22 protein-coding genes are annotated in these 22,471 nt (G+C 70.7%); 5 read left to right on the forward strand and 17 right to left on the reverse strand.

Annotated features, from left to right (window positions below):
• Positions 1-4: 4 nt before the first annotated feature.
• The 6 genes from QSK31_RS26825 to QSK31_RS26850 all read right to left on the reverse strand — a co-directional run bounded on the left by QSK31_RS26825 (position 5) and on the right by QSK31_RS26850 (position 8,314).
• Positions 5-745 (reverse strand): HAD family hydrolase, encoded by a 741-nt coding sequence (locus QSK31_RS26825; RefSeq protein ID WP_285687322.1) that lies wholly within the window; start codon positions 743-745, stop codon positions 5-7.
• A gap of 79 nt (positions 746-824) precedes the next feature.
• Positions 825-1,346: an ATP-binding protein gene (locus QSK31_RS26830; RefSeq protein WP_285687118.1), complete on the reverse strand. Its 522-nt coding sequence runs from the start codon at positions 1,344-1,346 to the stop codon at positions 825-827.
• A 47-nt stretch (positions 1,347-1,393) separates the two neighbouring features.
• Positions 1,394-2,266: a hypothetical protein gene (locus QSK31_RS26835; RefSeq protein WP_285687119.1), complete on the reverse strand. Its 873-nt coding sequence runs from the start codon at positions 2,264-2,266 to the stop codon at positions 1,394-1,396.
• 129 nt (positions 2,267-2,395) lie between these two features.
• A complete protein-coding gene (locus QSK31_RS26840; protein WP_285687120.1) occupies positions 2,396-3,892 on the reverse strand; it encodes a hypothetical protein in 1,497 nt (498 codons plus the stop codon).
• Between the two features lie 1,019 nt (positions 3,893-4,911).
• A complete protein-coding gene (locus QSK31_RS26845) occupies positions 4,912-6,213 on the reverse strand; it encodes an ABC transporter ATP-binding protein (RefSeq protein WP_285687121.1) in 1,302 nt (433 codons plus the stop codon).
• A 271-nt stretch (positions 6,214-6,484) separates the two neighbouring features.
• Positions 6,485-8,314, reverse strand: coding sequence for a DUF5941 domain-containing protein (locus QSK31_RS26850; RefSeq protein ID WP_285687122.1), 1,830 nt, complete (start codon positions 8,312-8,314; stop codon positions 6,485-6,487).
• 175 nt (positions 8,315-8,489) lie between these two features.
• Between QSK31_RS26850 and QSK31_RS26855 the strand changes: the two genes are divergently transcribed.
• A complete protein-coding gene (locus tag QSK31_RS26855) occupies positions 8,490-8,672 on the forward strand; it encodes a PspC domain-containing protein (RefSeq protein ID WP_285687123.1) in 183 nt (60 codons plus the stop codon).
• Positions 8,673-8,675: 3 nt separating this feature from the next.
• Here QSK31_RS26855 and QSK31_RS26860 read toward each other — a convergent pair whose 3' ends face one another.
• The 7 genes from QSK31_RS26860 to pdxH form a co-directional block, all read right to left on the reverse strand.
• Complete coding sequence (locus QSK31_RS26860) at positions 8,676-9,371, reverse strand: DUF4230 domain-containing protein (RefSeq protein ID WP_285687124.1); 696 nt, start codon at positions 9,369-9,371, stop codon at positions 8,676-8,678.
• Between the two features lie 28 nt (positions 9,372-9,399).
• Positions 9,400-10,569 carry an acyl-CoA dehydrogenase family protein gene (locus QSK31_RS26865; RefSeq protein WP_285687125.1) on the reverse strand — a complete coding sequence of 390 codons (1,170 nt, stop codon included), beginning with the start codon at positions 10,567-10,569 and terminating at the stop codon, positions 9,400-9,402.
• Entirely contained in the window at positions 10,566-10,859 is a 294-nt protein-coding gene (locus tag QSK31_RS26870) for a type II toxin-antitoxin system VapB family antitoxin (protein ID WP_285687126.1), read from the reverse strand. The genes QSK31_RS26865 and QSK31_RS26870 overlap by 4 nt, the downstream gene beginning before the upstream one ends.
• Positions 10,860-10,892: 33 nt before the next feature.
• The gene (locus QSK31_RS26875; protein ID WP_285687127.1) at positions 10,893-11,498 is read right to left on the reverse strand and encodes a nitroreductase family protein; all 606 of its coding nucleotides are present in this window, start codon (positions 11,496-11,498) and stop codon (positions 10,893-10,895) included.
• A complete protein-coding gene (locus QSK31_RS26880; RefSeq protein WP_285687128.1) occupies positions 11,488-12,417 on the reverse strand; it encodes an aldose 1-epimerase family protein in 930 nt (309 codons plus the stop codon). Before QSK31_RS26880 ends, QSK31_RS26875 begins: the two co-directional genes overlap by 11 nt.
• Before the next feature lie 138 nt (positions 12,418-12,555).
• Positions 12,556-13,854, reverse strand: a complete 1,299-nt coding sequence (locus tag QSK31_RS26885; RefSeq protein WP_285687129.1) for an MFS transporter — start codon at positions 13,852-13,854, stop codon at positions 12,556-12,558.
• Positions 13,851-14,474, reverse strand: a complete 624-nt coding sequence (gene pdxH / locus QSK31_RS26890) for a pyridoxamine 5'-phosphate oxidase (protein ID WP_285687323.1) — start codon at positions 14,472-14,474, stop codon at positions 13,851-13,853. The genes QSK31_RS26885 and pdxH overlap by 4 nt, the downstream gene beginning before the upstream one ends.
• Before the next feature lie 192 nt (positions 14,475-14,666).
• Here pdxH and QSK31_RS26895 point away from each other — a divergent pair, with 192 nt between their 5' ends.
• The 3 genes from QSK31_RS26895 (at position 14,667) to sepH (ending at position 18,136) form a co-directional block, all read left to right on the forward strand.
• Positions 14,667-15,773: a citrate synthase 2 gene (locus QSK31_RS26895; RefSeq protein WP_285687130.1), complete on the forward strand. Its 1,107-nt coding sequence runs from the start codon at positions 14,667-14,669 to the stop codon at positions 15,771-15,773.
• A complete protein-coding gene (gene serC / locus QSK31_RS26900) occupies positions 15,774-16,895 on the forward strand; it encodes a phosphoserine transaminase (protein WP_285687131.1) in 1,122 nt (373 codons plus the stop codon).
• 149 nt (positions 16,896-17,044) lie between these two features.
• The gene (sepH, locus tag QSK31_RS26905; protein ID WP_285687132.1) at positions 17,045-18,136 is read left to right on the forward strand and encodes a septation protein SepH; all 1,092 of its coding nucleotides are present in this window, start codon (positions 17,045-17,047) and stop codon (positions 18,134-18,136) included.
• Here the strand turns inward: sepH and thpR are convergent.
• On the reverse strand, positions 18,133-18,603 hold the full coding sequence (gene thpR, locus QSK31_RS26910) for an RNA 2',3'-cyclic phosphodiesterase (RefSeq protein WP_285687133.1): 471 nt from the start codon (positions 18,601-18,603) through the stop codon (positions 18,133-18,135). The genes sepH and thpR overlap by 4 nt on opposite strands.
• Positions 18,604-18,660: 57 nt before the next feature.
• Here thpR and QSK31_RS26915 point away from each other — a divergent pair, with 57 nt between their 5' ends.
• The gene (locus tag QSK31_RS26915; protein ID WP_285687134.1) at positions 18,661-19,845 is read left to right on the forward strand and encodes an erythromycin esterase family protein; all 1,185 of its coding nucleotides are present in this window, start codon (positions 18,661-18,663) and stop codon (positions 19,843-19,845) included.
• A 19-nt stretch (positions 19,846-19,864) separates the two neighbouring features.
• Here QSK31_RS26915 and QSK31_RS26920 read toward each other — a convergent pair whose 3' ends face one another.
• The 3 genes from QSK31_RS26920 to QSK31_RS26930 form a co-directional block, all read right to left on the reverse strand.
• Complete coding sequence (locus tag QSK31_RS26920; protein WP_285687136.1) at positions 19,865-20,443, reverse strand: hypothetical protein; 579 nt, start codon at positions 20,441-20,443, stop codon at positions 19,865-19,867.
• Positions 20,444-20,618: 175 nt separating this feature from the next.
• Positions 20,619-21,941 carry an MFS transporter gene (locus QSK31_RS26925; RefSeq protein WP_285687137.1) on the reverse strand — a complete coding sequence of 441 codons (1,323 nt, stop codon included), beginning with the start codon at positions 21,939-21,941 and terminating at the stop codon, positions 20,619-20,621.
• Between the two features lie 72 nt (positions 21,942-22,013).
• Positions 22,014-22,463: a MarR family winged helix-turn-helix transcriptional regulator gene (locus QSK31_RS26930; protein WP_502873012.1), complete on the reverse strand. Its 450-nt coding sequence runs from the start codon at positions 22,461-22,463 to the stop codon at positions 22,014-22,016.
• Positions 22,464-22,471 lie beyond the last annotated feature (8 nt).

Consider the following 22,471-nt stretch of genomic DNA (forward strand, 5'->3'; position numbering starts at 1 on the left):
GGGGCTACCGCGTCAGGAGTTCGGACAGATCCTGAACGACGATGTCCGCGCCGTGCGCCCGGAGGGCCTCAGCCTGGTTCACCCGGTCGACGCCGATGGTGATACCGAAGCCACCGGCATGCCCGGCCTCGACACCGGCCAGCGCGTCCTCGTAGACGGCGCAGTTCTCCGGCGGCACGCCGAGCAACTCGGCGGCGTAGAGGAAGGTGTCCGGCTGGGGCTTGCCGGGCAGACCGTGCTCGCGGGCGACCACGCCGTCCACCCGGACCTCCAGCAGGTCCGTGATGCCGGCGGCGGCGAGCACGTCCTTGCAGTTGGCGCTGGCCGAGACGACGGCACGGCGCAGACCGGCCTCCTGGGCTGCGTGCAGGTAGTCCACCGATCCGGGGTAGACCCGCACCTTGCCCTCCTTGATCTTCTCCAAGACCAGGATGTTCTTCTTGTTGCCGACGCCGTTGACGGTCTCCGCGTCAGGACCGTCATCCGGGCTGCCCTCGGGCAGGTTGATGCCTCGCGAGGCCAGGAAGGTGCGTACTCCATCGGCGCGCTGCCGGCCGTCGACGAACTGGTGATAGTCGGCGCCGGAGTCGAAGGGCACGAACGGCTGCCCATGATGCGTGGACCACTCCCGCAGGAACTGGTCGAACGTCTGTTTCCACGCTGCGTTGTGGACGAGGGCGGTCTGCGTGAGCACACCGTCGAGGTCGAACAGGCAGGCCGTTACGTGAGGAGGAAGACCGAGCACGCGCCCCAATGTAGTCGTCATGCCGTGTGGATACGGCGCAACGGGGCACCCCAGGTTTCCGGCGCGCGGCGGGGAGGTTTCAACCGGTCGACGACACACCCTTGACCAGGTCGGACGTGGTATGAGCGCCGGCGCGGACCATCCTCAGTCCGATCGTCGTGCCGATCGGGCCGGTCGCCATCGTCACCTCGTCGCACAACCGGTACGCCAGCCAGATGCCCCGGCCGCCGACGTCGAACGCGTCCGGCACCTCGGGCGGCCGCTGATGGTCCGCCGGGATGCCCGGGCCCGAGTCGGTGATCGTGCACCAGACGGACTGCCCGGACACCGAGACGACGACCCGCCCGCGACCGCCGGCGTGCAGCACCACGTTGGTGATGATCTCGTTGATCGCCAGCACGAACGCCTCGAGCCGGTCGCCGTCGAAGCCCGCCTCGACCAGCCGGGCGCGGACGCCGTGCCGGATGACGGTGATGTCGCCGTTGCCGAAGACCCGGTCGAACAGGTCGGGACCGGCGGCCGTGGCCGACGGAAGCGGCTCGCGCGGCGCCACCGGACGCGCTGCGTCCAGTCCTCGGCGCCGACCCTGTGTCTCGTCCACCGACGAGCAGCCTACGCTCGTCCGCTCGCCGGCGGCAGACACGAGACTCAGAAGAGGTTGGCGATCGTCCGGAGAATTTCGGCGTAGAAGTTGCCGTCGATCTCGCGGTAGAGACTGAACGGCTTGTCCGGGCTGCCGAAGAACGGCCGCAGCGTCCACGCCAGTTGGGTGCCGACGAAGCCGAACAGCAGGATCCACACGTAGAGCAGGGTCATGCTGGGCGGCGCGGCCGGCTTCGGCGCCATCGGCTGCCGGGCGTACGGGTGATGCGTGCCCGGCGGGAACGGCCGAGGCTGCGGTCCAGGCGCCTGAGCCGGCGGGCCCTGTACCGGCGGGTTCTCCTGAGCGGCGGGGGCGCCCGCGGTGACCAGGGCGGGCACGGCCGGGCTGACCGGCGCGACCTCCGCCTTCTTCTCCGGCTGCAGCAGGCCGTGCTCGTTGAGCACCCGCATGCCGCCGGTCAGGAAACGCAGCCCGACCAGCGCGGACAACGCCAGAATCGCCACGTTGAGCAGCTTGAAGAAGCCGTAGTCCGGCGCCGTGATCAGGAAGAACAAGCTGATCGGCGCGAACGCCACGGCGAGCATCGCGGTGACCGTCATCGCCACCATGACCAGCGACAGCGACTGCCGGACGCTGAGCCGCGCACCGAAGACCAGATTGAACAGATAAAGCGTGGGCAGACAGATCGCCAACGTCACCAGGAAGAGCAGTGGCAGCTTCACCGCCGACGTCAATGCCATCAGCACACTGTGGAACGACCCGAGGACCGCCCCGTAGGCCGCCAGCGCGATCACCGAACTGACCAGCATCTGCCCGGTCAGCTTGGTGAGATCGCGGTCCTCGACGACTTGCTGCCAGATGCCTTGCCGATCCCGCAGGATGCGCTCGATCACCAGCAATCCCGATGCTTTGGCCACGCGGTTCACCCCTTACGACAGGTCGCAACGTGATCGTCGATACGCCACCGCACCGACGTGTGCCAGGGAGCATAGACCGAAAGGTCAAGGGTTGGTAACAAGAACTTCGGTGACGACCTGAACGAAGGCTCAGTGGCCGGAGCGGATCACGGCCGGAGTGGTGAGCAACCAGGCGGCCGTGGATCGGGCCGTCGCAGGCAGACGGTCGTCGGCCCGGACCTCGGCCAGCAGCGCACGGTGGCCGTCGGTGCCCATGCCGTACGTGACCCCGTGCAGGATCTCCTCGCCCAGACCGGTCGGGACACGCCGCCACGCCTCGAACTGCACCTGCAGGATGCGCCGCCAGGTCGCCTCGTCGAACTCGCCGGAACAATGCGGGGTGGCCCACGCCGCCGCGTGCCGGGCATGCTCGCTGAAGCCCTGCCCGGAAAGGATCTGGGCGATCAGCACCCGATGGCCGGTGGCCCCGAGGACGGTCAGCGTCCGCAGGGCCGGCGCCAGCCCCGTCTCGCTGCGCCGGCGAAAATCAGCCACCAGGTCGTCGAGCAGCGCCCGGGCGACCACCGGCGCGTACGGCGTGGCCGCGATGAACATCGCCGCGTGCATCCGCTCGTCCGGGTTGCCGTTGTGCAGCGCGTCGTCGACCAGCGAGGTCAGCACCGGGTCGGCGCCCTGCCCCGGCATCATCTCGGCGGCCGCCACGATCGCCGCCCGATGCCCCACCGGCCGGGTCCGCGGGGCTGGGATGCGGGCCGGCTCCGCCGCACCCGTCAGCGACCGCCCGACCTCGGCGATCAGCGGCCGCAGGCTCCGGGACAGCGCCGAGTCGTCCAGCAGTCCCGTCATCGACGCGTCCAGCCGGCCCAGCTCGTCGGGCGTGAAGTGCCCCGCCCGGACCTTACGGACGCTGGCCAGCAGCGCGCCGTACAGCGCCCGGCCGTCGTCGGCGGCCGCGATGGTCCGGCAGATGTGCCGGTTGGCGTCCGGGTGAGCGGTCGCGTCGAGCAGCGACAACGGCTCCACCACGACCGGCGAGCTGCGGTCGACGGCCAGCCCGATGCACGCGTCGATGGCGTGCACCCCCGCATCCGGATGCTCCAGCAGCCGGCTCATCGCCTCCTGCCGCTGCAGCCAGGCGGTGTCCTCGGCGACGACCAGCTCGCCGAGCAGCCGGTGGGACAGCCGTTCCCAGAGACCCGGCGGGTGCAGCACCAGCCCCGGCGTGACCTGCACCAGCTCGGTCAGCTCACTCCAGCGCTGCCCGGTCATCGGCGCGCCGGTGGTGGCCCGTTCCAGCAGCTCGTGGAACTGCCGCCGGTCGGCCACCGCCTCGGTCACGATCGGGGCCGGGATCGCGCCCCCGGCCCGGTCGACGGCATCCTTGAGAGCGGTCAGCGAGTGCGGCGCCAGCCCGAGCAGGTCCTCGTACCGCCGGATGGTCTCCCGGCGCGGCACCACGGTGCCGTCCTCCCACCTGGTGACCTGCGAGGCCGCGAGAGGTCGCTCCGCACCGTCCCGGAACGCCGCCGCGAACTCCTTCCCCGCACGCAGCCGCGGGTCCGGAGCGAGCCGCCGATTGACGCGAAGCAGCCAGCTGATGCGTTCCCGGACCGGCCTGGCTGACACGGGCGCAAACGTACCGTCACATGACAGATCCACTCAATCGGCAGAATGTCTACCATTGGCCGAAACAGATCCCCGTCCCGACCGATTGCAGTCCACTGTCACCCATGCAATCGATCATCCGCGACCCATCCCGCGGGGGCTACCGTCCGGAAAGGCTCATGTGGCGGGGTGAGCCGAGCCCTGTGCCCGGTGGCGGCGGCACAGGGCTCACTAAACCTCGCTCGATGCCCGTCCTCGCGCCGGCTCGATGCCCGCCCCTGCTCGATGCCCGCCCCGCTCGATGCCCGCCCCCGCTCGATGCCCGCCCCCGCTCATTGCCCGTCGCCCTGGTCCCGCTCAAAGCCAACACCTTTATGGCTACGCGCGACTGAAACCCACCGTGGCGCACACGCCGGGCCGTCGTCGGTCACCCTCCTTGCCCCACCGCCGGGTTGTCCCGCGGGGTGACTCCGATGCGCGTTCTTACTGCGGCCACTCCCGCTGAGCGTGCGGTCTGGCCGGGTTGCCATGCGGCCCGTGTGCCCACTCGCCGTCGCTGCCGCCGCTAGCGCTGGTCGCTGGGCGCGCAGAGGGTAGGTCCGAGCGCAAGCGGTAGATCGCTGCGCAAGCGGTAGATCGCTGCACCAGCGGTAGGTCCGAGCGGCATCCCGGCCGAAATGCCGCGCTGAGCTACCACCGTCCGCGCGAGTGGTAGCCAGGGGCGGTGGATCGGCCCCGGATAGAGCCTGGACCTACCCCTCGCGCCCAGCGACCACCGCGAGCGGCGGCAGCGACGGCGAGCAGGCACCCGGGCCGCATGGCAACCCGGCCAGAGCCCCCACCCCGCCGAGCGGCGGCAGCAACCGCGAGCAGGCACCCGAACCGCCTGGCAACCCGGCCAGAGCCCCCACCCCCACCGAACGGCGACAGCAACCGCGAGCAGGCACCCGGACCGCCTGGCAACCCGACCTAAGCCCGCACCCCACCGAACGGCGACAGCGGAGGGAGAGCGGGCAGCGGCAAAGGAAGCGGTCTGAGGGTTACGAGCGCCAGCCGATGTCGATGCGGTCGCCCCGGTCGTCGAAGAAGTGCAAGGCGTCCATGCGGACCGAGATCGACAGCGGGTGGCCGGGCGAGACCGCCGGATAGGGCGCCAGACGGACGGCGAGTTCGGCCGGGCGGCGGTGGTGGCGGCCGTTGTCGCCGAGCACGCTGGCCTGTTCGGGGTCGCGGACCGCGGCCGCCGACGAGCCTCGGCCGGTCAGCCGGGACAGGGCGCCACCGATGCGGCGGAGTGCGCCGGGCTCGGCGGACGCGTCCTCGTGTGTCGCCTGGCCCATCTCGTCGACGACGATCGCGGTGGCGCCGATGTCGAGGAACGCCAGCGACTCGTGGCCGTGGTGTTCCAGGTAGCGGATCCGGCCGTGCAGCACGTCTCCGGGAGCTTCGGGGGCGACCGGCGTCAGCGCTTCGGCCCGCATCCCGACCACGATCCGCTCGCCGTGGTAGCGCGCGATCGCCCGGGCCCGGATGTCGGTCCAGGGCAGGTAGAGCGCCTGCTCGCCGAAGTTCAGCGCGATGTAGCGGTCCAGGTGGACGTAGACCGACGCCTCGAGCAGGTTCATCCGGGGCGCGCCGAGGAACGCCGCGACGTAGAGGGTCGCCGGGCGGCCGTACACCTCGGTGGGGGTGCCGATGTCCTGCAGGACCCCTTTGCGCATGATGGCGACCCGGTCGGCCATGGTCAGCGCCTCGGCCTGGTCGTGGGTGACGTACATGGTGGTGACGCCGAGTTCACGGGTCAGGCCGGTGATCTCCGCCCGTAGTTCGGCGCGCAGCCCGCTGTCCAGGTTGGACAGGGGTTCGTCCATCAGGAAGAGCTCGGGCCGGCGGACGATGGCCCGGCCCATCGCGACCCGTTGCCGTTGGCCGCCGGAGAGCTGGCTGGGTCTGCGGGCGAGCACGTCGCCGATGCCGAGGGCGCTGGCCACGTTGCCGACCTGTTCGCCGCGTTGCGGTGGCTGGATGCCGGAGAGCTTGAGCGGGAATCCGATGTTGTCGTTCACGCTCATGTGCGGATAGAGCGCGAAGTCCTGAAACACCATGGCGATCTTGCGGTCTCGCGGCGCGACGTCCAGAACGGGTTCGCCGTTGAGCAGGATGTCGCCGGAGGTGGGGTCCTCGAGTCCGGCGATCATGCGCAGAATGGTTGATTTACCGCAGCCTGACGGACCTAGCAGCACCATGAATTCGCCATGTTTGACGTCGAGGCTGACCCGGTCGACCGCCTGCGTCCCGTCCGGCCAGACTTTGGTGACGTCGTTGATACTGACGGTGGACACCGTCTGCCTCCTGCGGTCCCTGAGCTGCGGCCATGACGGTCCGCGATCGAGACAACTGTGACCAGCGACATCGATGTATAACCATCGGTCGAACGTTCCATTTGCCCAGAGTAATCAGATGACTACGGATACGCGCCGCACCTGTCGCCCCTCTCTCAAGCCGCAGATCGCCTGGAAGAGGGACGGAATAGAAGCCGAGCGCATAAAAAGTCAAAAGTTTCGAATAGGTCAGTGCGACCGATCCGGGAGGTTGTGCAAGAAGACGAAAGTGTTAACGCGCGCTCGCACGCCAGTCCGAGATCGCGCCGGTCAGGAAAACGCCGATCACCAGACCGGCCAGCACGGCCATGCTCATGGTCGCCAGACCGGCCGCGGCGCAGGCGGCGAGCAGCACCACCCGGCCGTCCCAGCCCAGCAGCGTACGAAGATCGCCACCGCCGGAGGGGGCGCCCTTCTCCATCCGGGCGACCAGGTCGTAGTGGTGCAGAGCCAGTCCGAACAGAAGCAGGAACACCACCGCGGGCGGCACGTCGCCGAGCAGGCCGGCGGCCACCACGAGCAGGTACTCGGCGGCGCGCAGGGCGGCCGGGACCAGCCAGTCCAGCGGGCCGCCGTGCCGGGCGCGGGCGGGCAGACCGGCGGCGAGCACGATCGCCGCGGTCAGCAGCAGGGCACCCGGCCAGCGCAGGCCGAGCAGGAAGAACACCACGACCGCGACGGCGGTGGCCGCCCCGGCCAGCGCGAACGCGAGAGGGTGCGGCAGGTTCGCCCGGCTGAGCAGCGAGCGGACCAGCACGCCGTCGTCGCGGTGCCGCATGGTGTCGACCGTGGTCATCACCGGCACCCGCATGGACAGCGACCGCAGGGATCGCAGCGCGAAGGTGTACCCGAACGCCAGCACTCCCCACGCCACGACGGCGATCAGCGCGACCCTGCCGTCGAACACCGCCGCCAGCACCGCCATCAACGCCCAGCGCTCGCCGATCGGGAAGACCACGATCCGCTTCAGCCAGTACGCGGCCGACCCGGTGTCCGCCTGCACCCGGTTGGACGCGGCGCTGAGCCGGGCGCCGACCCCGGACTGCGCGGCCGCCACCGGACGGGCCGCCGCCTCGTCGTGCAGCGCGCCGTACCAGGCGTCGGTCATGTGCCGGACGGTCTGGAGCACGATCGCGGTGATGGCGAGCGGCCACGCGTACGGCAGTCCGATCCGCTCGGCGCCCGCGGCCAGGCCGGCGTACACCGCGTATTCCTTGGCCCGGTCGGCCATCGTGTCGAGCCAGCCGCCGAACGCCCCGAACCGCCTGGTGAACCGAGCCAGCTGACCGTCCACACAGTCCAGTACGAAGCTCAGGTAGAGCAGCACGGCGGCCGCGATCATGGCGGGCCGGGAGGCCTGCCAGAAGCCGAGCGCGGCGGCCACGGCGAGCAGCACCGAGATCGCGGTGACGCCGCTCGGCGTGAGGCCGAGGCGGGCACAAAGCCGGGTGACGAGCGGCGACCAGGTGCTGATCGCGTACGTCGTGAAGAAGTCGTCCTTTTCCTTGACGGCCAGCCGCAGCCGCGCCGCCTCCTCGTCCACCGCGGCGATCGCGGACCGGGCCCGGGCGAGTTCCTCCGGGGTGCGCACCTGCTCGGCGTGCAGCAGCCGCACCGGGGTGGCGATCGGCACCAGGCCGGCGTCGAGGAGGTCGGGCAGGACGCGGTCGGGGCTGGGCTTGGCGTCCAGCAGCGTGGGCAGATCGGCGGGTGCGAGGCAGATCGCGCCGGCATAGCGGAGAGAACGTTCGTTCTCTCCCGGCAGCACGCGGCCGCGGTCCTCGTGCAGGTCCCCGCCAGGGTCGGCGACCACCAGGGCGGTGCTCCGGCCGGCCGGTTCGGTGGCCAGCATCCACAGCAGACTGGGGTGGGCGACGAGGTTGTCCGCGCAGATCAGCAGCGGTTGGCCGGCCTCATGGGCGCGGCGCGCCACCTCGTGCAGGTCCTCGGCGCTCGCGGCCCGCTCGACCGTGCCGGCGCCCGCGTCGTGCAACGCCGGGGTGAGTTCCGCGGTGAGATCAACCGTGCCGCCTGTGCTGGCGCAGATGACGGCCAGCGTCAAAGGGTGCCTCCTGGATGGCGCATACGACGAGACGAGGTTAACAAGTCCGCACATCGGGGAACCCCTGAGCCCGAACTCAGTGGAACAACCCAGTGCGCGACGGGCGATTCGTTCGTACCGTCGAATACATGGCAGCGGCAGTAGAGCCGCAGCCGATGCTAAGGAGTGAGCGACCGTGAGCAGCCGCCTGACCCGCCCTCGTGACGACCGTTGGATCGCCGGCGTGTGCTCCGGCCTGGGCCGCCGCTTCGGCATCTCCAGCCGCGTCATGCGCCTGATCTTCGTGCTGTCCTGCCTGCTGCCCGGCCCGCAGGTCCTGGTCTACATCATCCTCTGGGCGCTGCTGCCCCAGGACTGACCGTCACGGACTGGCGAAGGAGACCGTGACCGTCTTGTAGCCGAGGCGGGTGAAGAGCGACTCCAGCATCTTCTGGGTGTTGTCCCTCGCCCGCTGGTCCAGCCCGCTGCCGCGGGCCGCCTCGGTGATCCGCTTCTGCGCCTCCTGGTAGACCCGCTGCTGCTTGTTCGGGTCCGCCTTGAAGGCGTCGCCGATCCGGTTGAGCAGGCCGCGCTCCTCGGCGACCACGTAACTGCGCTCCATGTCGAGCGCGGCCTGCGACAGCTCCGGCGGCGGCAGCTTGATCGTGACGGTCTTGTTCTCCTCGTCCACGGTCAGCGCGCCCTCGGCCAGGGTGCCGAAGTCGACGTACGCCTCCACCGAACCGGACCCGACGAACAGCGTGCGCTGGTTGACCAGGAAATCCGGGATGTTCTCCTTGTTCTGCTGCAGATCGACGATGACCTGGAAGGTCCCGTCCGCGGCCACGTACCGGCTCAGGTCGCGCATCGACTGGAGCAGCACCGGCTGGCTGCGGTCGGTCTCCTGGTCGTCGAACGGGTTGTCGAAGCTCGGCAGCACATTCAGGGCGCGCATGCCGAAGCACAGCCCGACCAGTACGGCGAACACCACGCCCATGAAGACGAGCACGCGCAGACCGCCGCGCCTCTTCTCGCCCTCTTCGACCGGTGGAATTTCCGTGGTCGGTTCCTCAGCCATACGTTCACGGTAAGGCCGGCGAGGACTTTTAGCCCGCGAAGGCGTTGAGACCCGTCAATGCCTGGCCGATCACCAGCTGATGGATCTCCGAAGTTCCCTCGTACGTGAGGACGCTTTCCAGGTTGTTGGCGTGCCGCATCACCGGGTACTCGCCGGAGATCCCGTTGCCGCCCAGGATGGTCCGGCACTGCCGCGCGATCGTGATGGCCTCGCGCACGTTGTTGAGCTTGCCCACGCTCACCTGCTCGGGGCGCAGGCTGCCGGCCTCGTCCCGCCGGCGGCCCAGGTGCAGTGCCAGCAGGAAGCCTTTCTGCAGCTCGACGGTCATGTCGGCGAGCTTGGCCTGGGTCAGCTGGAAGCCGCCAATCGGCCGGCCGAACTGCTCGCGGGTCGTCGAGTACTCCAAGGCGGTGTGCAGACAGTCACGAGCGGCGCCCAGAGCGCCCCAGATGATGCCGAATCGGGCCTCGGTCAGGCAGGACAGCGGCGCCTTCAGGCCGCGCGCCTCGGGCAGCCGGGCCGACTCGGGCAGGCGTACCTCGTCGAGGGTGATCTCGCCGGTGCTGGACGCCCGCAGCGACATCTTGTGCTTGATCTCCCGGGCGGCGAAGCCCGGTGTGCCGGTCGGGACCGCGAAGCCGTACACGCCCTCCTCGGCGCGCGCCCAGATCACCGCCACGTCGGCGACCGGCGCGTTGGTGATCCACATCTTGCCGCCGGTCAGCACCCAGTCGTCGCCGTCGCGGCGGGCCCGGGTGGACATGTTCGCCGGGTCGGAGCCGTGGTCGGGCTCGGTCAGCCCGAAGCAGCCGATCAGCTCGCCCGCGGCCATGCCGGGCAGCCACTGCTGCTTCTGCTCCTCGGAGCCGTACTTCCAGATCGCGTACATCGCCAGCGAGCCCTGCACGCTGACCAGCGAACGCACGCCGGAGTCGGCCGCCTCGAGCTCCATGCAGGCCAGGCCGTACTGCACGGCCGACGCGCCGGCGCAGCCGTAACCCTCCAGGTGCATGCCGAGCAGGCCCAGCTTGCCGAACTCGGCCGCCAGGTCGCGGACCGGGACGGTGCCGCGCTCGTACCAGTCGGCGATCTGCGGGCGGACCCGGTCGTCGGCGACCCGGCGGGCCAGGTCGCGGACGTCGCGTTCCTCGTCGGTGAGCAGGGTGTCCAGATCGAGCAGGTCGAGCGGCGCGGTCACTGCAGCACCAGGACTCGGGCGTGGATCTGGTTGCGCTGCTGGAGCGCCGCCCGCAGCGCTCGGTGCAGGCCGTCCTCCAGGTACAGCGAGCCCTTGAACTCGACGACGTGCGGGAACAGGTCGCCGTAGAACGTCGAGTCCTCGGCCAGCAACTTGTCCAGCGCGAGCTCGCGTTTCGTCGTGATCAGATCGGCCAGCCGGATGGGACGGGGTGGGATGTCCGCCCAGTCCTTCAGCGTCGTCTGGTGGTCGGGGTACGGCGCTCCGTCCCGTACGCCTTTGAAGATCACGACACGCTCCCCTCCGACCCTGCCTTTCCGGCCTTACCCAGTCCACCGGCCATGATGCACCACTTCGTCGACCGGGCGGTGACCCCGACGCAGTGACGGTGACCTCTTGTCCGGTGCACGGTAGCCGACAGTGAGCGCCCCGATCGGGGTGAATTCTTCCGGAACACCGAACGCCTCCCGGAAAGCCGGGTGCGATCCGGCCGGCAGTCCGATGAAGCAGGAGCCCAGTCCCTGGTCCACCGCGGTCAGGTGGATCAGCAGCGCGGCGAACCCGGTGTCGATGTCCCAGTACGGCACCGGCCAGTGTGCTTCGTCCTGGTCGGTCCAGCCCTTGTCCGGCTGGGCGTATCGCTGGAGATAGACCGACTTGTTGGACATCGGCACGATGATCAGCGGCGCCTTGCTCATCCGCGTCAGCCAGTCGTCCGGCAGGTCCTCGTCCCAGCGGGTCACCGACCAGTAGAGGTCCCGGTCGGCCTGCTCCTCCAGGACCAGGAAGCCCCAGCCCTGGGAGAAACCGGCCGACGGCGCCCGCAATGCGTGGGCCAGCAGCTTGTCACGGACCTCGGCCGGGATCGGGCGGTCCGGGTCGTACGTCCGCACCATCCGCCGCCGGCGGACGACCTCGTCAAACTCCACGAGGCCGGATGCCCCAGGTCGCGGACCAGGTCTGTCCCGGCGCCAGAACGATCAGGTCGCGGCCCGAGCGGAACGCGTCCGGCGGGCAGGTCATCGGCTCGATCGCCAGCGACCGGCGGTGCCGCTCGTCGGTCAGGGTGTCCCCGGAGAACACCTGCCACCACTTGAAGTTCTCGTCGGCCCAGACCTCGATCGAGGACGAACCGTCCGGCGCCGCGATGGTCACCGCCGAGCCGCCGTCCGGGGCGTGATCGATATCACCGAACGTGGTGTCCAGAATCAGGTCGCCGACCGGGCGCGGCTCGGTGAAGTCGTACTCGCTGCCGGTCACCTTGACCGCGCCGATCGGCAGCAGCCGCTGGTCCGCCAGCACTCGGGTGTGTCCCGGAACGTGCAGCAGGATGTCGTCCACCGCGACGCCGGCCAGCTGCAGGTACGGGTGAACGGAGTATCCCCACGGCGCGTCCCCGTCGCCGGTGTTCTCGACGTGCTGCTCGCAGCGGAGGCCGTCGGCGCTCACGCTCCACCGGGTGCGCAGCGTCAGCGACCACGGGTACCCGATCTGCGGCGGGAGGTCGAACTCCAGGATGACCGCGTCGGCGGACTGCTCGGCGACGTGCCAGCGCGACCAGTTGGTGAGGCCGTGGATCGCCACGTTGCGCGGCGGCTCGGTGATCGCGAGCTGGTGACTGGTCCCCTGAAAGGAGTAATGGCCGTCCCGGATCCGGTTCGGCCACGGCGCCAGGATCTGCCCGGCCGAGGCCGGCGAGATCTCGTCCGGGCCGAAGCCGTCGACCACCTCGCGGTCACCGGCGCGATACGTCCGCAGCACGCCACCGACCTCGGCGAACACGGCCTGATGCCCGTCCGCCTCGATGGTCCACTGGGTGCCGGATTTCGCGCGTACGACACTAGTCATGCGTTGGACACTAGCAATCACCGCCGGTGTGTCCGGGCGGCGGACGTGGCGACCGCGGGGTTTGCGGTCGATGCGGCCGCCACCCGGACACACCGGCTCAAAAGGTGATTGCCGCGGAGCGAAGCGGAGCCGGTTAGCTCAGCGGGTGGGCTTCTCGTCGGCAGGAGGCCGGTAGCGCAGCAAGGCGGGGAAGGCCAGAGCCAGCGCGATCGCCACGCCGGCGGCCGCGAAACCACCTCCGGCCCAGGCCGCGGTCGGACCGGTCAGTTCCGCCGTCGCGCCGGACCGCAGGTCGCCCAGCCGTGGACCGCCGGCCACCACGACCGTGAAGACGCCCTGCAGCCGGCCGCGCAGCCGATCGGGCGCGAAGGTCTGCAGGATCGACTGCCGGTAGACCGCGCTGACCAGGTCGGCCGCGCCGCCCACCGCGAGCAGCAGCACCATCAGCCAGAGGTGCCGGGCGAACCCGGCGAACCCGACCGCAACGCCCCAGCCGACCACGGCGATCACCAGCGCCATGCCCTGCCGCCGGACCTTGCTGATCCAGCCCGAGGTCAGCCCGCCGACCACCGAGCCGAGGGCGATCGCGGCGAACAGCCAGCCGACCGCCGAACCGCCGCCGAACCGGTCCTCGGCGATCTCCGGGAACAACGCCCGGGGCATGGCCAGCACCATCGCGACGATGTCCACCGCGAAGGAGAGCAGCAGCACCGGCTGGGTGGCCAGGAAGCGCAGCCCGGTGGCGATGCCGCGCAGCCCGGCGGTCGGCTTCTCCTCCCCCTCGACGTGCTCGACCGGCGGGATCGGCGGCAGCCGCCAGGTGGCCCAGAAGGTGACCGTGAAGAGCAAGGCGTCCACCGCGTACGCCAGGACCACACCGCTGTCGGCCGAGTAGGCACCGAAGATCAGCCCCGCCGCCAGCGGCCCGAGCACCCCACCCGCGGTCGTCGTCGTGTAGCCGAGCGTGTTGGCGGCGGGCACCAGCCCAAGCGGCACGATCCGCGGGATGATCGCCTGCCGGGCCGGTGAGCTGACCGCGAACCCGGCCGACTGCACCGCCATCAGCACCAGCAGCACGACCGGGCTGTGCACCCGCAGCACCGCCTGCGCCAGGAAGCCGAGCGTGGACAGCCAGGTCAGCGCCGAGGCGGCGAGCAGCAGCTTGCGGCGGTCCACCACGTCGGCCGCCGCGCCGCCCCACAGCCCGAAGATCAGCAGCGGCACCAGACCGGCGACGCCGAGCAGGCCGACCCAGGCCGACGACTTCGTGATGTCGTACATCTCCACCGGCACGGCGACCGAGGTGAACTGGAATCCGAAGAAGCTCGCGCCGTTGCCGATCCACATCCGGCGGTACGCCACGACACGCAGCGGCCGGGTGTCGATCACCCAGCTGCGCGTCGCCCGTTCGGTGGCCTCGACGGGTTCCTGCGTCACGGCGCCAGCCGTTCCACGACCCAAACGCCCCCGTCCCGGCGGTAGCGCAGCCGGTCGTGCAGGCGGCTCGTGCGGCCCTGCCAGAACTCCACGGTGCCGGGCAGCACGCGCAGGCCACCCCAGTGCGGCGGGGCGGGCACCGGGCCGTCGGCGAAGCGGTCTGCCGCGGCCTCGTACCCGTCATCGACCGCCTCTCTCGAGGAGAGCACGCGGGACTGTGGGCTGGCCCAGGCGCCGAGCTGCGAGCCGCGCGGGCGGGAGCCGAAGTACTCCTCGGTCTCGGCCCGGCTCACCCGCTCGACCGCCCCGGCGATCAGCACCTGCCGCTGCATGGGAAACCAGGGAAAGACCAGGCTGGCGTACGGGTTGGTGAGCGCCTCGGTGCCCTTGCGGGACTCGTAGTTGGTGTAGAACACGAAACCGCGCTCGTCGTACCCCTTGAGCAGGACCGTCCGGGCACTCGGCCGCGCCCGGGCGTCAGCGGTGGCGACGATCATCGCGTTCGGCTCCGGCAGCCCCCACGCCTTGGCGTCGGCGAACCAGGCCGCGAACTGCGCCGGCCAATCGGCGGCGAGGTCCCCCTCCAGCAGCGCACTGTGCTCGGTGTAGTCCCGTCGCATCCCGGCCGGTTCCGCGCTCACGCCCTCGCCCCTCTCGATAATTCACTTATGAACCTAAGTCGCCACCCGTGATCCGTCAGGTCCGTCAGGATGGATGTCGCGGAGAGCACATCGCGCCGGGTCGCCTCGCGGTTACCCAGCGGGCAAGATGAATCACTTACGGGTCAGTGAGTAACCAGTCCGGGAGGCGACGTGTCCGACTTCAAGCCCGGCCTCGAGGGCGTGGTGGCCTTCGAGACCGAGATCGCGGAACCGGACCGGGCCGGGGGCGCGCTGCGCTACCGCGGCGTGGACATCGAGGACCTGATCGGCCAGGTGTCGTTCGGCAACGTCTGGGCGTTGCTGGTGGACGGCCGCTTCGGTCCGGGCCTGCCGCCGGCCGAGCCGTTCCCGGTGCCGGTGCACTCCGGCGACATCCGGGTCGACGTGCAGTCCGCGGTGGCCATGCTGGCGCCGTACTGGGGGCTCGACCAGCTGCTCGACATCTCCGACGAGCAGGCCCGGTCCGACCTGGCCCGGGTGTCGGTGACCGCATTGTCGTTCGTCGCTCAGGCGGCTCGCGGTTTAGGCCTTCCGGCCGTCCCGCAGAAGGACATCGACAAGGCGCAGACCGTCGTCGAGCGGTTCATGAAGCGCTGGCGCGGCGAGCCCGACCCGCGGCACGTCAAGGCGGTGGACGCCTACTTCATCTCGGCCGCCGAGCACGGCATGAACGCGTCCACGTTCACCTCCCGCGTGGTCGCCTCGACCGGCGCCGACGTGGCCGCCTGCATCTCGTCCGGCATCGGCGCGCTCTCCGGCCCGTTGCACGGCGGCGCGCCCTCCCGGGTGCTGCACATGATCGAGGCGGTGGAGCGCAGCGGCGACGCCGAGGGCTACATCAAGGGCGTGCTGGACCGCGGCGAGCGGCTGATGGGCTTCGGCCACCGGGTCTACCGGGCCGAGGACCCGCGCGCCCGCGTGCTCCGCCGGACGGCCCAGGAGCTGGGCGCGCCCCGCTTCGAGGTGGCCGAGGCGCTGGAGCGGGCGGCGCTGGCCGAGCTCAAGGCCCGCAAGCCCGACCGGGTGCTGGCCACCAACGTGGAGTTCTGGTCGGCCGTGGTGCTCGACTTCGCCGAGGTTCCCGCGCACATGTTCACCTCGATGTTCACCTGCGCCCGGGTGGCCGGGTGGAGCGCGCACATCCTGGAGCAGAAAAAGCTGGGTCGCATCGTCCGGCCGTCCGCCCTCTACGTGGGACCGGCCACCCGCAAGCCGCAGGACGTGGAGGGGTGGGATCGAGTCCCGCATAATGCATAGGTGACTGACGCGATCCGCATTCCCGACGACCTCAAGCCTGTCGACGGACGGTTCGGCTCCGGGCCGAGCAAGGTCCGCCCCGAGGGGGTCGAGGCGCTCGCCGCGGTCTCGCGCACCTATCTGGGCACGTCCCACCGGCAGCGCACGGTCAAGGACCAGGTGGCCCGGCTGCGTCGCTCGATCGCCACGTTCTTCGGCCTCCCCGAGGGCTACGAGGTGATCATCTCCAACGGCGGGACCAGCGCGTTCTGGGAGACGGCGGCCTTCGGGCTGATCCGCGACCGGGCCCAGCTGGCCGAGTTCGGTGAGTTCGGCGGCAAGTTCCGCAAGGCGGTGGCGGACGCGCCGTTCCTGGCCGCGCCGTCGGTCCGGCAGGCGCCCGGCGGGCAGGCCGCGTTCCTGACCGCCGAGCCGGGTGTGGACACCTACGCGACCGTGCACAACGAGACCTCGACCGGCGTCGCCGTGCCGGTGCGGCGGGTGGACGGCGCCGACCCGGGCGCGCTGCTGCTCGTGGACGCCACCTCCGGCGCCGCCGGGCTCGACGTCGACCTCACGCAGACCGATGTGTACTACTTCGCGCCGCAGAAGGCGTTCGGCTCGGACGGCGGGCTGTGGATCGCCCTGATGTCGCCGGCCGCCCTGGAACGGGCAGCCACGATCAAGGCGAGCGGGCGGTACATCCCGCAGTTCCTCGACCTGGTCACGGCCATCGAGCAGAGCCGGCTGGAGCAGACGTACAACACGCCCGCGCTGGCCACGATCTTCCTGGCCGCCGAGCAGACCGACTGGATGAACGAGCAGGGCGGTCTGGCCTGGTCGACCAAGCGCAGCGCGGAGAGCGCGGCGGCGATCTACGGCTGGGCGGACGCCTCGTCGTTCGCCACGCCGTTCGTCACCGACCCGGCGATCCGGTCCAACGTCGTCGCCACCATCGACTTCGCCGAGAGCGTGGACGCCGCGGCGATCGCCAAGGTGCTGCGGGCCAACGGCATCGTGGACACCGAGCCGTACCGCAAGCTCGGCCGTAACCAGCTCCGGGTCGCCCTGTACCCGACGGTCGACCCGGCCGACGTCGAAGCGCTCACCCGATCGATCGACTACGTTGTTGGAAAACTCTGATACCACGAAGATCATCTCTGCTGGTCAATGACTCGCCCGGCGTGGCTTACCACCATCGGGTGACCGGGGCGCGTAGCGTGTTCCGAAACGCGCCCGGGTGACTGAGTCTCGGGAGCACAGGCCAGCTAGCGACGGGCAGGAGGCAACGCATGCGGCCGGTACGCTTCGTCGCCCTTTCCGAGGACGGCCAGGCCCTGGTGCTCGCCGACGAGGTCGGCCGGCTCCTCGCCCTGCCGCTCGACGACCGCATCAACGGCGCCCTGCACACCGAGGGTGGCCCCGCTCCGGCCGGCACGGCAGTCGCCGTCCACACGGCCGAGGTCTCGATGGCGGTGCTGTCCCCGCGCGACATCCAGTCACGGATTCGTTCCGGCGAGTCCGCCGAGGACGTGGCCCGCATCGCGGGCGTCCCGGTCGACCGGGTGCTGCGCTACGCGGGGCCGGTGCTCCAGGAGCGGGCCATGCTCGCCCAGCACGCCCGGCGCACGCGTCTGAAGACGTCCGACACCGGCGCCCCGCTGGCCGAGGTGGTGGACAGTCGGCTGGCTCAGCACGGCATCGATACCGAGAAGATCTCCTGGGACGCCTACCGGCGTGAGGACGGCACCTGGCGCATCGTCGCCACCTGGCCGTCCGGCAAGGCCACCGCCCAGGCCATCTGGGACCTGGACAAGGCACGCCAGGTGGTGTCCCCGCACGACGACATGGCGCAATACCTCTGCGCCGAGCGGCCGACCCAGATCCTCGGTCAGGAGCCGGCGCCCGACCGCGCCGCCGACCGCGGTCACGGGCTGCCCGGCCCGACCCGCTCGCTGGACTCGGCCCGTGGCGGCCACGGCCTGCCGGCGGCTTCTTCGGACACGTCCCGCCAGTCGCGCGACCCGATCCGCGCCGGCCGCGACGCGCTGCTGGCTTCACTGGACCGGCCGCTCAACCCGACCACCGGCCGCGGCCACGACCCGGCGCCCGCCGACAGCCCGCGCCGCCCGGTCGCGGGCGGTGCCGCGGCGCTGCTCGGCGGCGGTGCCGGTTCCGCCTTCGACGAGGACTCCGACCTGCCCAAGGAGGTGCCGGCCGTGCCGTCCCTGGCGGTGTTGCGCCCGCGCCGCACGGTGGGCCAGGGCGGGCAGCAGCAGGGCACCGGCTCCGAGGAGTCCGGCGAGCAGAAACCGCGCAAGCGCCTCCCGAGCTGGGACGACGTGCTCTTCGGCGGCGGGCCGGCCGCACGCGAGTCGTCCTAGGCCAGTTGCCAGGTGCGCAACTTCTCGTACCCGTCGGCGCTGCGCACCAGAACGATCTCGGCCGCCTCCCACGACGACCCGGCATACTCCCTGAGCGCCGCCCGCAGCTGCGGGCTGCCGTGGTAGGACACCGTCAGGTGCGGAGTGAAGGGCCGGTCGTCCGGCAGATCCAGAGCCCGCCGCAGGGCGCCGTACAGCGCGCCCAGGTCACCTTCCACGCCGACCCAGGTCACCGCCCGCCCGAAGGATCCGCTCCCGGCGAGCCGTAGCCGGATCGGCCCGCCACCGGCCGCCCGAGTCACCGCCCGCTCCACCGACGGCAGGTCCTCGTCCGGGATCTCGCCGAGAAACGCCATCGTGATGTGCCAGCGTTCCACCGGAGTCAGCCTCGTCGTCACGTCGCGCAGCCGTCGCCGCAACTCGTCGCAGACGTCCTCGGGTGGGTACAGGGCCGCGAACAGTCGCACGGACCCGACCCTAACCGGGTAATCTTCCCCGCAGTCCACCGAGGACGAGGAGCTGCATTGGATCCGCTCGACTCCTTTCGTGAGCTGGTCGGCGCGGCCCGTGTGGTGGGCATCGGCGAGTCCGCGCACTATGTGCGGGAGTACACCGTTCTGCGCCACCAGATGACCCGGATCCTGGTCGAGGAGATGGGCTTCACGCTGGTCACGGTCGAGTCCGGGTTCAGCGAGGGCCTGCTGATCAACCGCTGGGTGCACGGCGGGGAGGCGCCGGTGGCCGAGATCGCCGCCGAGGGCATGACCTACCGCTTCGGCGAGTACCCCGAGATGCAGGACTTCCTGACCTGGATGCGCGGGGTCAACGCGGCCGGGGGCGGTGTCACGTACGCGGGACTCGACCTGCCCGCCGACCTGGCCTCGCTGCTGCCGCCGCTGGACAGCCTGGACGGCTACCTGGCCGACGTCGACCCCGACGGGAGCGCGCTGGTCGGTCAGGCGCGCCGGCTGGCCGAGCGGTTCGCGGCACGGCACACGATGCCAGCCTTCGCCGCGTACCGGGAGATGGACTCCGCCGACCGCGACCGGCTGACCTTGGTCCTGGCCTCGCTGGGCGCCCGCTTCGACGCGATGCGCCCGCTGTACGTCCGCCGCACCGGTGCCGACCGGTACGAGACCACCCGGCACGAGCTGCGGCTGGCCGCCCAGCTGGACCAGATGCTGCGCACCCAGACCGAGGCCGCCGACGGGGGCTTCCCCACGGTGGTGAACGTCCGCGACGCCGCCATGGCCGGCACCGCTCTGCGCCTGCTGGAGCGCCAGGGCGGCCGGATGGCCCTGCTGGCGGCGAACACCCATCTGCAGCGGGTGCCGATGCGCCTGGACCAGTACGAGCTGCCGGTGGCCGGCGTCCACCTGGCCGACGCCTTGGGCGACGACTACGTGGCGGTCGCGCTGACCTGCGACGGCGGCCGCACTCCCAGCCGCCGAGCCGCGCCGGACACCCCCGGCGGAGTGGAGCTGGTCGGCGTGGACCTCCCGGCTCCGGTCGAGGGCAGCGTGGAGGCTTATCTCCGCGCCCGCCGCGACGGCCTGCAGATCACCGACCTGCGTCCGTTACGCCGGGCGGCGGGCTTCGGCCCGCAGCGCCTGCGTGTGATGGACGGCTACCTGGACGTCCCGGTGGCCCACGCCTTCGACCTGGTGGCCCGCGTGCCCACGATCAGCCCGGCCGCCCGAGTGGCCTAGGTCGGGTTTGAAACACGTCCTAGGTGCCGCGGATCGGCGGGAGGCCGGCGGCGATGAGCTCGGCCTCCACCCGGAGGCGCTCGATCTCACGGTCCATGGTGTCGGTGAGGCAGGCCAGGTGCTGCGAGACCGACAGGTAGGTGCAGGCGACCTGCAGCCACCGGTCGTAGGACCCGATCACCGACCTGGTCCACTCCTCGGACTCCCGGGTGATTCCGCCAAGCCGCTGCCGGTCGAGGCGCCGCAGCTCGGCAAGCGTCTGGTCGAACGTGGGCAGCCCCCACACCGGCGCCGTCCGGTCGCATCGGCATCCCATGTCGAGGGAGAGGGGCCGGTCGGCGAGGTGCTTCTCCAGCCGATACAGCCAGGGCCGGTCCCGCCGGGCGTGCCGCGCCCACTCTTCCTGGACAGCCGCCGAGTCAGCACCGTGAAAAGACGAGCCGGTGCGGCGAGAAGAAGAACCCGAGGAAGAAGTAGCGGTGTCCCCGCCGTGCGAGGAACCTCGCGAGCCGGATCTTGCGGCCTTGACCAGAGCACACGGAAGACCAAGCAACGCGACAAGCGCCGCTATGAGCACCACCGTGTGCGGAGTCATCATCCCGAGACGTTATGCGCCGCCGGCCCGCGAAAGCCTCGCCTGTTCGGCCGAGCCGTCATGCCATCCCAAACACCGTCTCACCCTGCGAACCACCATAAAGGACGATGAACCCCTGCCAAACAACCGATGACCAGGGCATTTCCCGGCCGCAGACCCGTGACCTCAAAGACCAAGATCACGCGGCCGAGCGGACCGGCTCGGGCTCGAGCACCACGCCCGCCGCGGTGGGTACCGGCACGAGGGACAGCGACGGATGCGGCCGGACCCGGAGCCGGAGCCGATCCCCGCTGGAGCGGAGCTGCCAGATCAGCGCACCCACCCCGGCGACCGCGCAGATCGCTCCGGCCACCCAGATGCTGGACGGCACCCCGAAGTGCTCGCCCCACCAGCCGGCGAGCGTCGCCCCGATCGGCGTGGTGCCGAGGAAGACCAGCACGTAGAGCGACATGACGCGCCCGCGGTACGCCGAGTCGACGCCCATCTGCACCCGGTGGTTGGCGGCCTGCGCCAGGTAGATCGAGCAGAACCCGGTCGGCACGAGCAGGATCATCGCCACGACGAAGCTGGGCGCGAAGCCGACCGCGATCTCGAAGAGCCCGAAGCCGATCGCCGCCCAGACCACGAGGTACGGCCCGGGCCGGGCGCGACGCCCGCTGCCGGCCAGCGCACCGCACAGCGAACCGACCGCCAGCGCGGTGGTGAGCAGCCCGAACGTGGACGGGCCGGCGTGGAAGTCGATCTTCGCGAGGGCGGCCAGGGTGACCGGGAAGTTAAAGCCGATCATGCCGATGACGGACATCAGGACGATGGGGAGCACCAGGTCCTGGCGCTTCCGCACGTACCGCAGGCCGTCCTTGATGCTGGTGTCCGCGTTCTTGGCCGGTCGGTCCGCGGAGAACAGCTCGGAGATGCGCATCGCGGTGTAGCTGAACGTGGGGGCGATGCAGAGCAGCGTGGCGATCACGAAGACCGGCCCGGTGCCGAAGATCGCCAGAGCGACGCCGGCGAGGGCAGGTCCGGCGATCCGGGCGGTGTTGAACGTCGCCGCGGACAGCGCGAGGGCGTTCGGCAGCAGCCGGTGCTCGACCAGTTCGGAGACGAACGCCTGCCGGACCGGGGTCTCGACGGCGCTGGCGATGCCGAGCAGCGCGGCGAAGAGGAAGACGTGCCAGAGCACCACCACGCCGGAGGCGACCAGGATGGCGAACACGATCGCGGTGACCGCGAAGACCGCGTTGGCGATCACGAGCATCTTGCGTTTGTCGTACCGGTCGGCGAGCTTGCCGCTGTAGAGGGTGAGCAGCAGCACCGGGGTGAACTGCAGGGCGGTGACCATGCCCAGTGCCCCTGGTGAGTTGCCGGACAGGTCGAGCACGAGCCAGTCCTGGGCGGTGAACATCATCCAGGTGCCGAGCAGCTTCACCAGCTGCCCGGTGGCGAAGAGCCGGTAGTTACGGATCTGCAGGGACCGGAATGTCGTGCTCAGTACTGCCCGCACTTCGTGTGCGCCTCCTCAACGGTCGTACGCGTCATCGCGATGTGACGGAACGACCGGAGGACTACCCCTCGATCAGGCCTTGGCCACCTGTTGCATGATCTCGGCGGCTCGGGCGAGGGTGTCGCGGTCGGAGGGGCTGAGGTCGGCCAGGTGCCGGGCCAGCCACTCGTTGCGTGCTCGCTCGAACTGCGCGTAGACCGTCCGCCCCTGCTCGGTGGGCGCCAGGATCACCTGGCGTCCGTCGGTGGGGTGGGGTGTCCGCACCACCAGGCCCAGCTCCTCCAGCTTGCCCACGATCTTGGTCATCGTGGGCGGCTGGACCCGCTCGACGTCGGCCAGCTCACGCGGTGTCAGCGCGCCGGCCAGCTGGAGGCTGGTCAGGGCGGAGAGCTGACTGAACGTGAGGTCGCCGACCGGGCGGGCCTGGCGGACCCGTCGGTTGAGCCGGGTGATCGCATCACGCAAAGTCGCAGCCAGGTCATCGGCTGTAGCGCGCTCCGTGGTCACCGACCGCTCCATCACGTTCTTTA

Source organism: Actinoplanes sp. NBRC 103695 (assembly GCF_030269485.1).
GTDB lineage: Bacteria > Actinomycetota > Actinomycetes > Mycobacteriales > Micromonosporaceae > Actinoplanes.

What these genes read in the sequence shown, in the direction of transcription:
- QSK31_RS26860 (WP_285687124.1), bottom strand. Translation starts at nt 9,371, where the DNA reads ATGGCTGAGGAACCGACCACGGAAATTCCACCGGTCGAAGAGGGCGAG.
- QSK31_RS26880 (WP_285687128.1), bottom strand. Translation starts at nt 12,417, where the DNA reads ATGACTAGTGTCGTACGCGCGAAATCCGGCACCCAGTGGACCATCGAG.
- pdxH (WP_285687323.1), bottom strand. Translation starts at nt 14,474, where the DNA reads ATGCGACGGGACTACACCGAGCACAGTGCGCTGCTGGAGGGGGACCTC.
- sepH (WP_285687132.1), top strand. Translation starts at nt 17,045, where the DNA reads ATGCGGCCGGTACGCTTCGTCGCCCTTTCCGAGGACGGCCAGGCCCTG.
- QSK31_RS26920 (WP_285687136.1), bottom strand. Translation starts at nt 20,443, where the DNA reads ATGATGACTCCGCACACGGTGGTGCTCATAGCGGCGCTTGTCGCGTTG.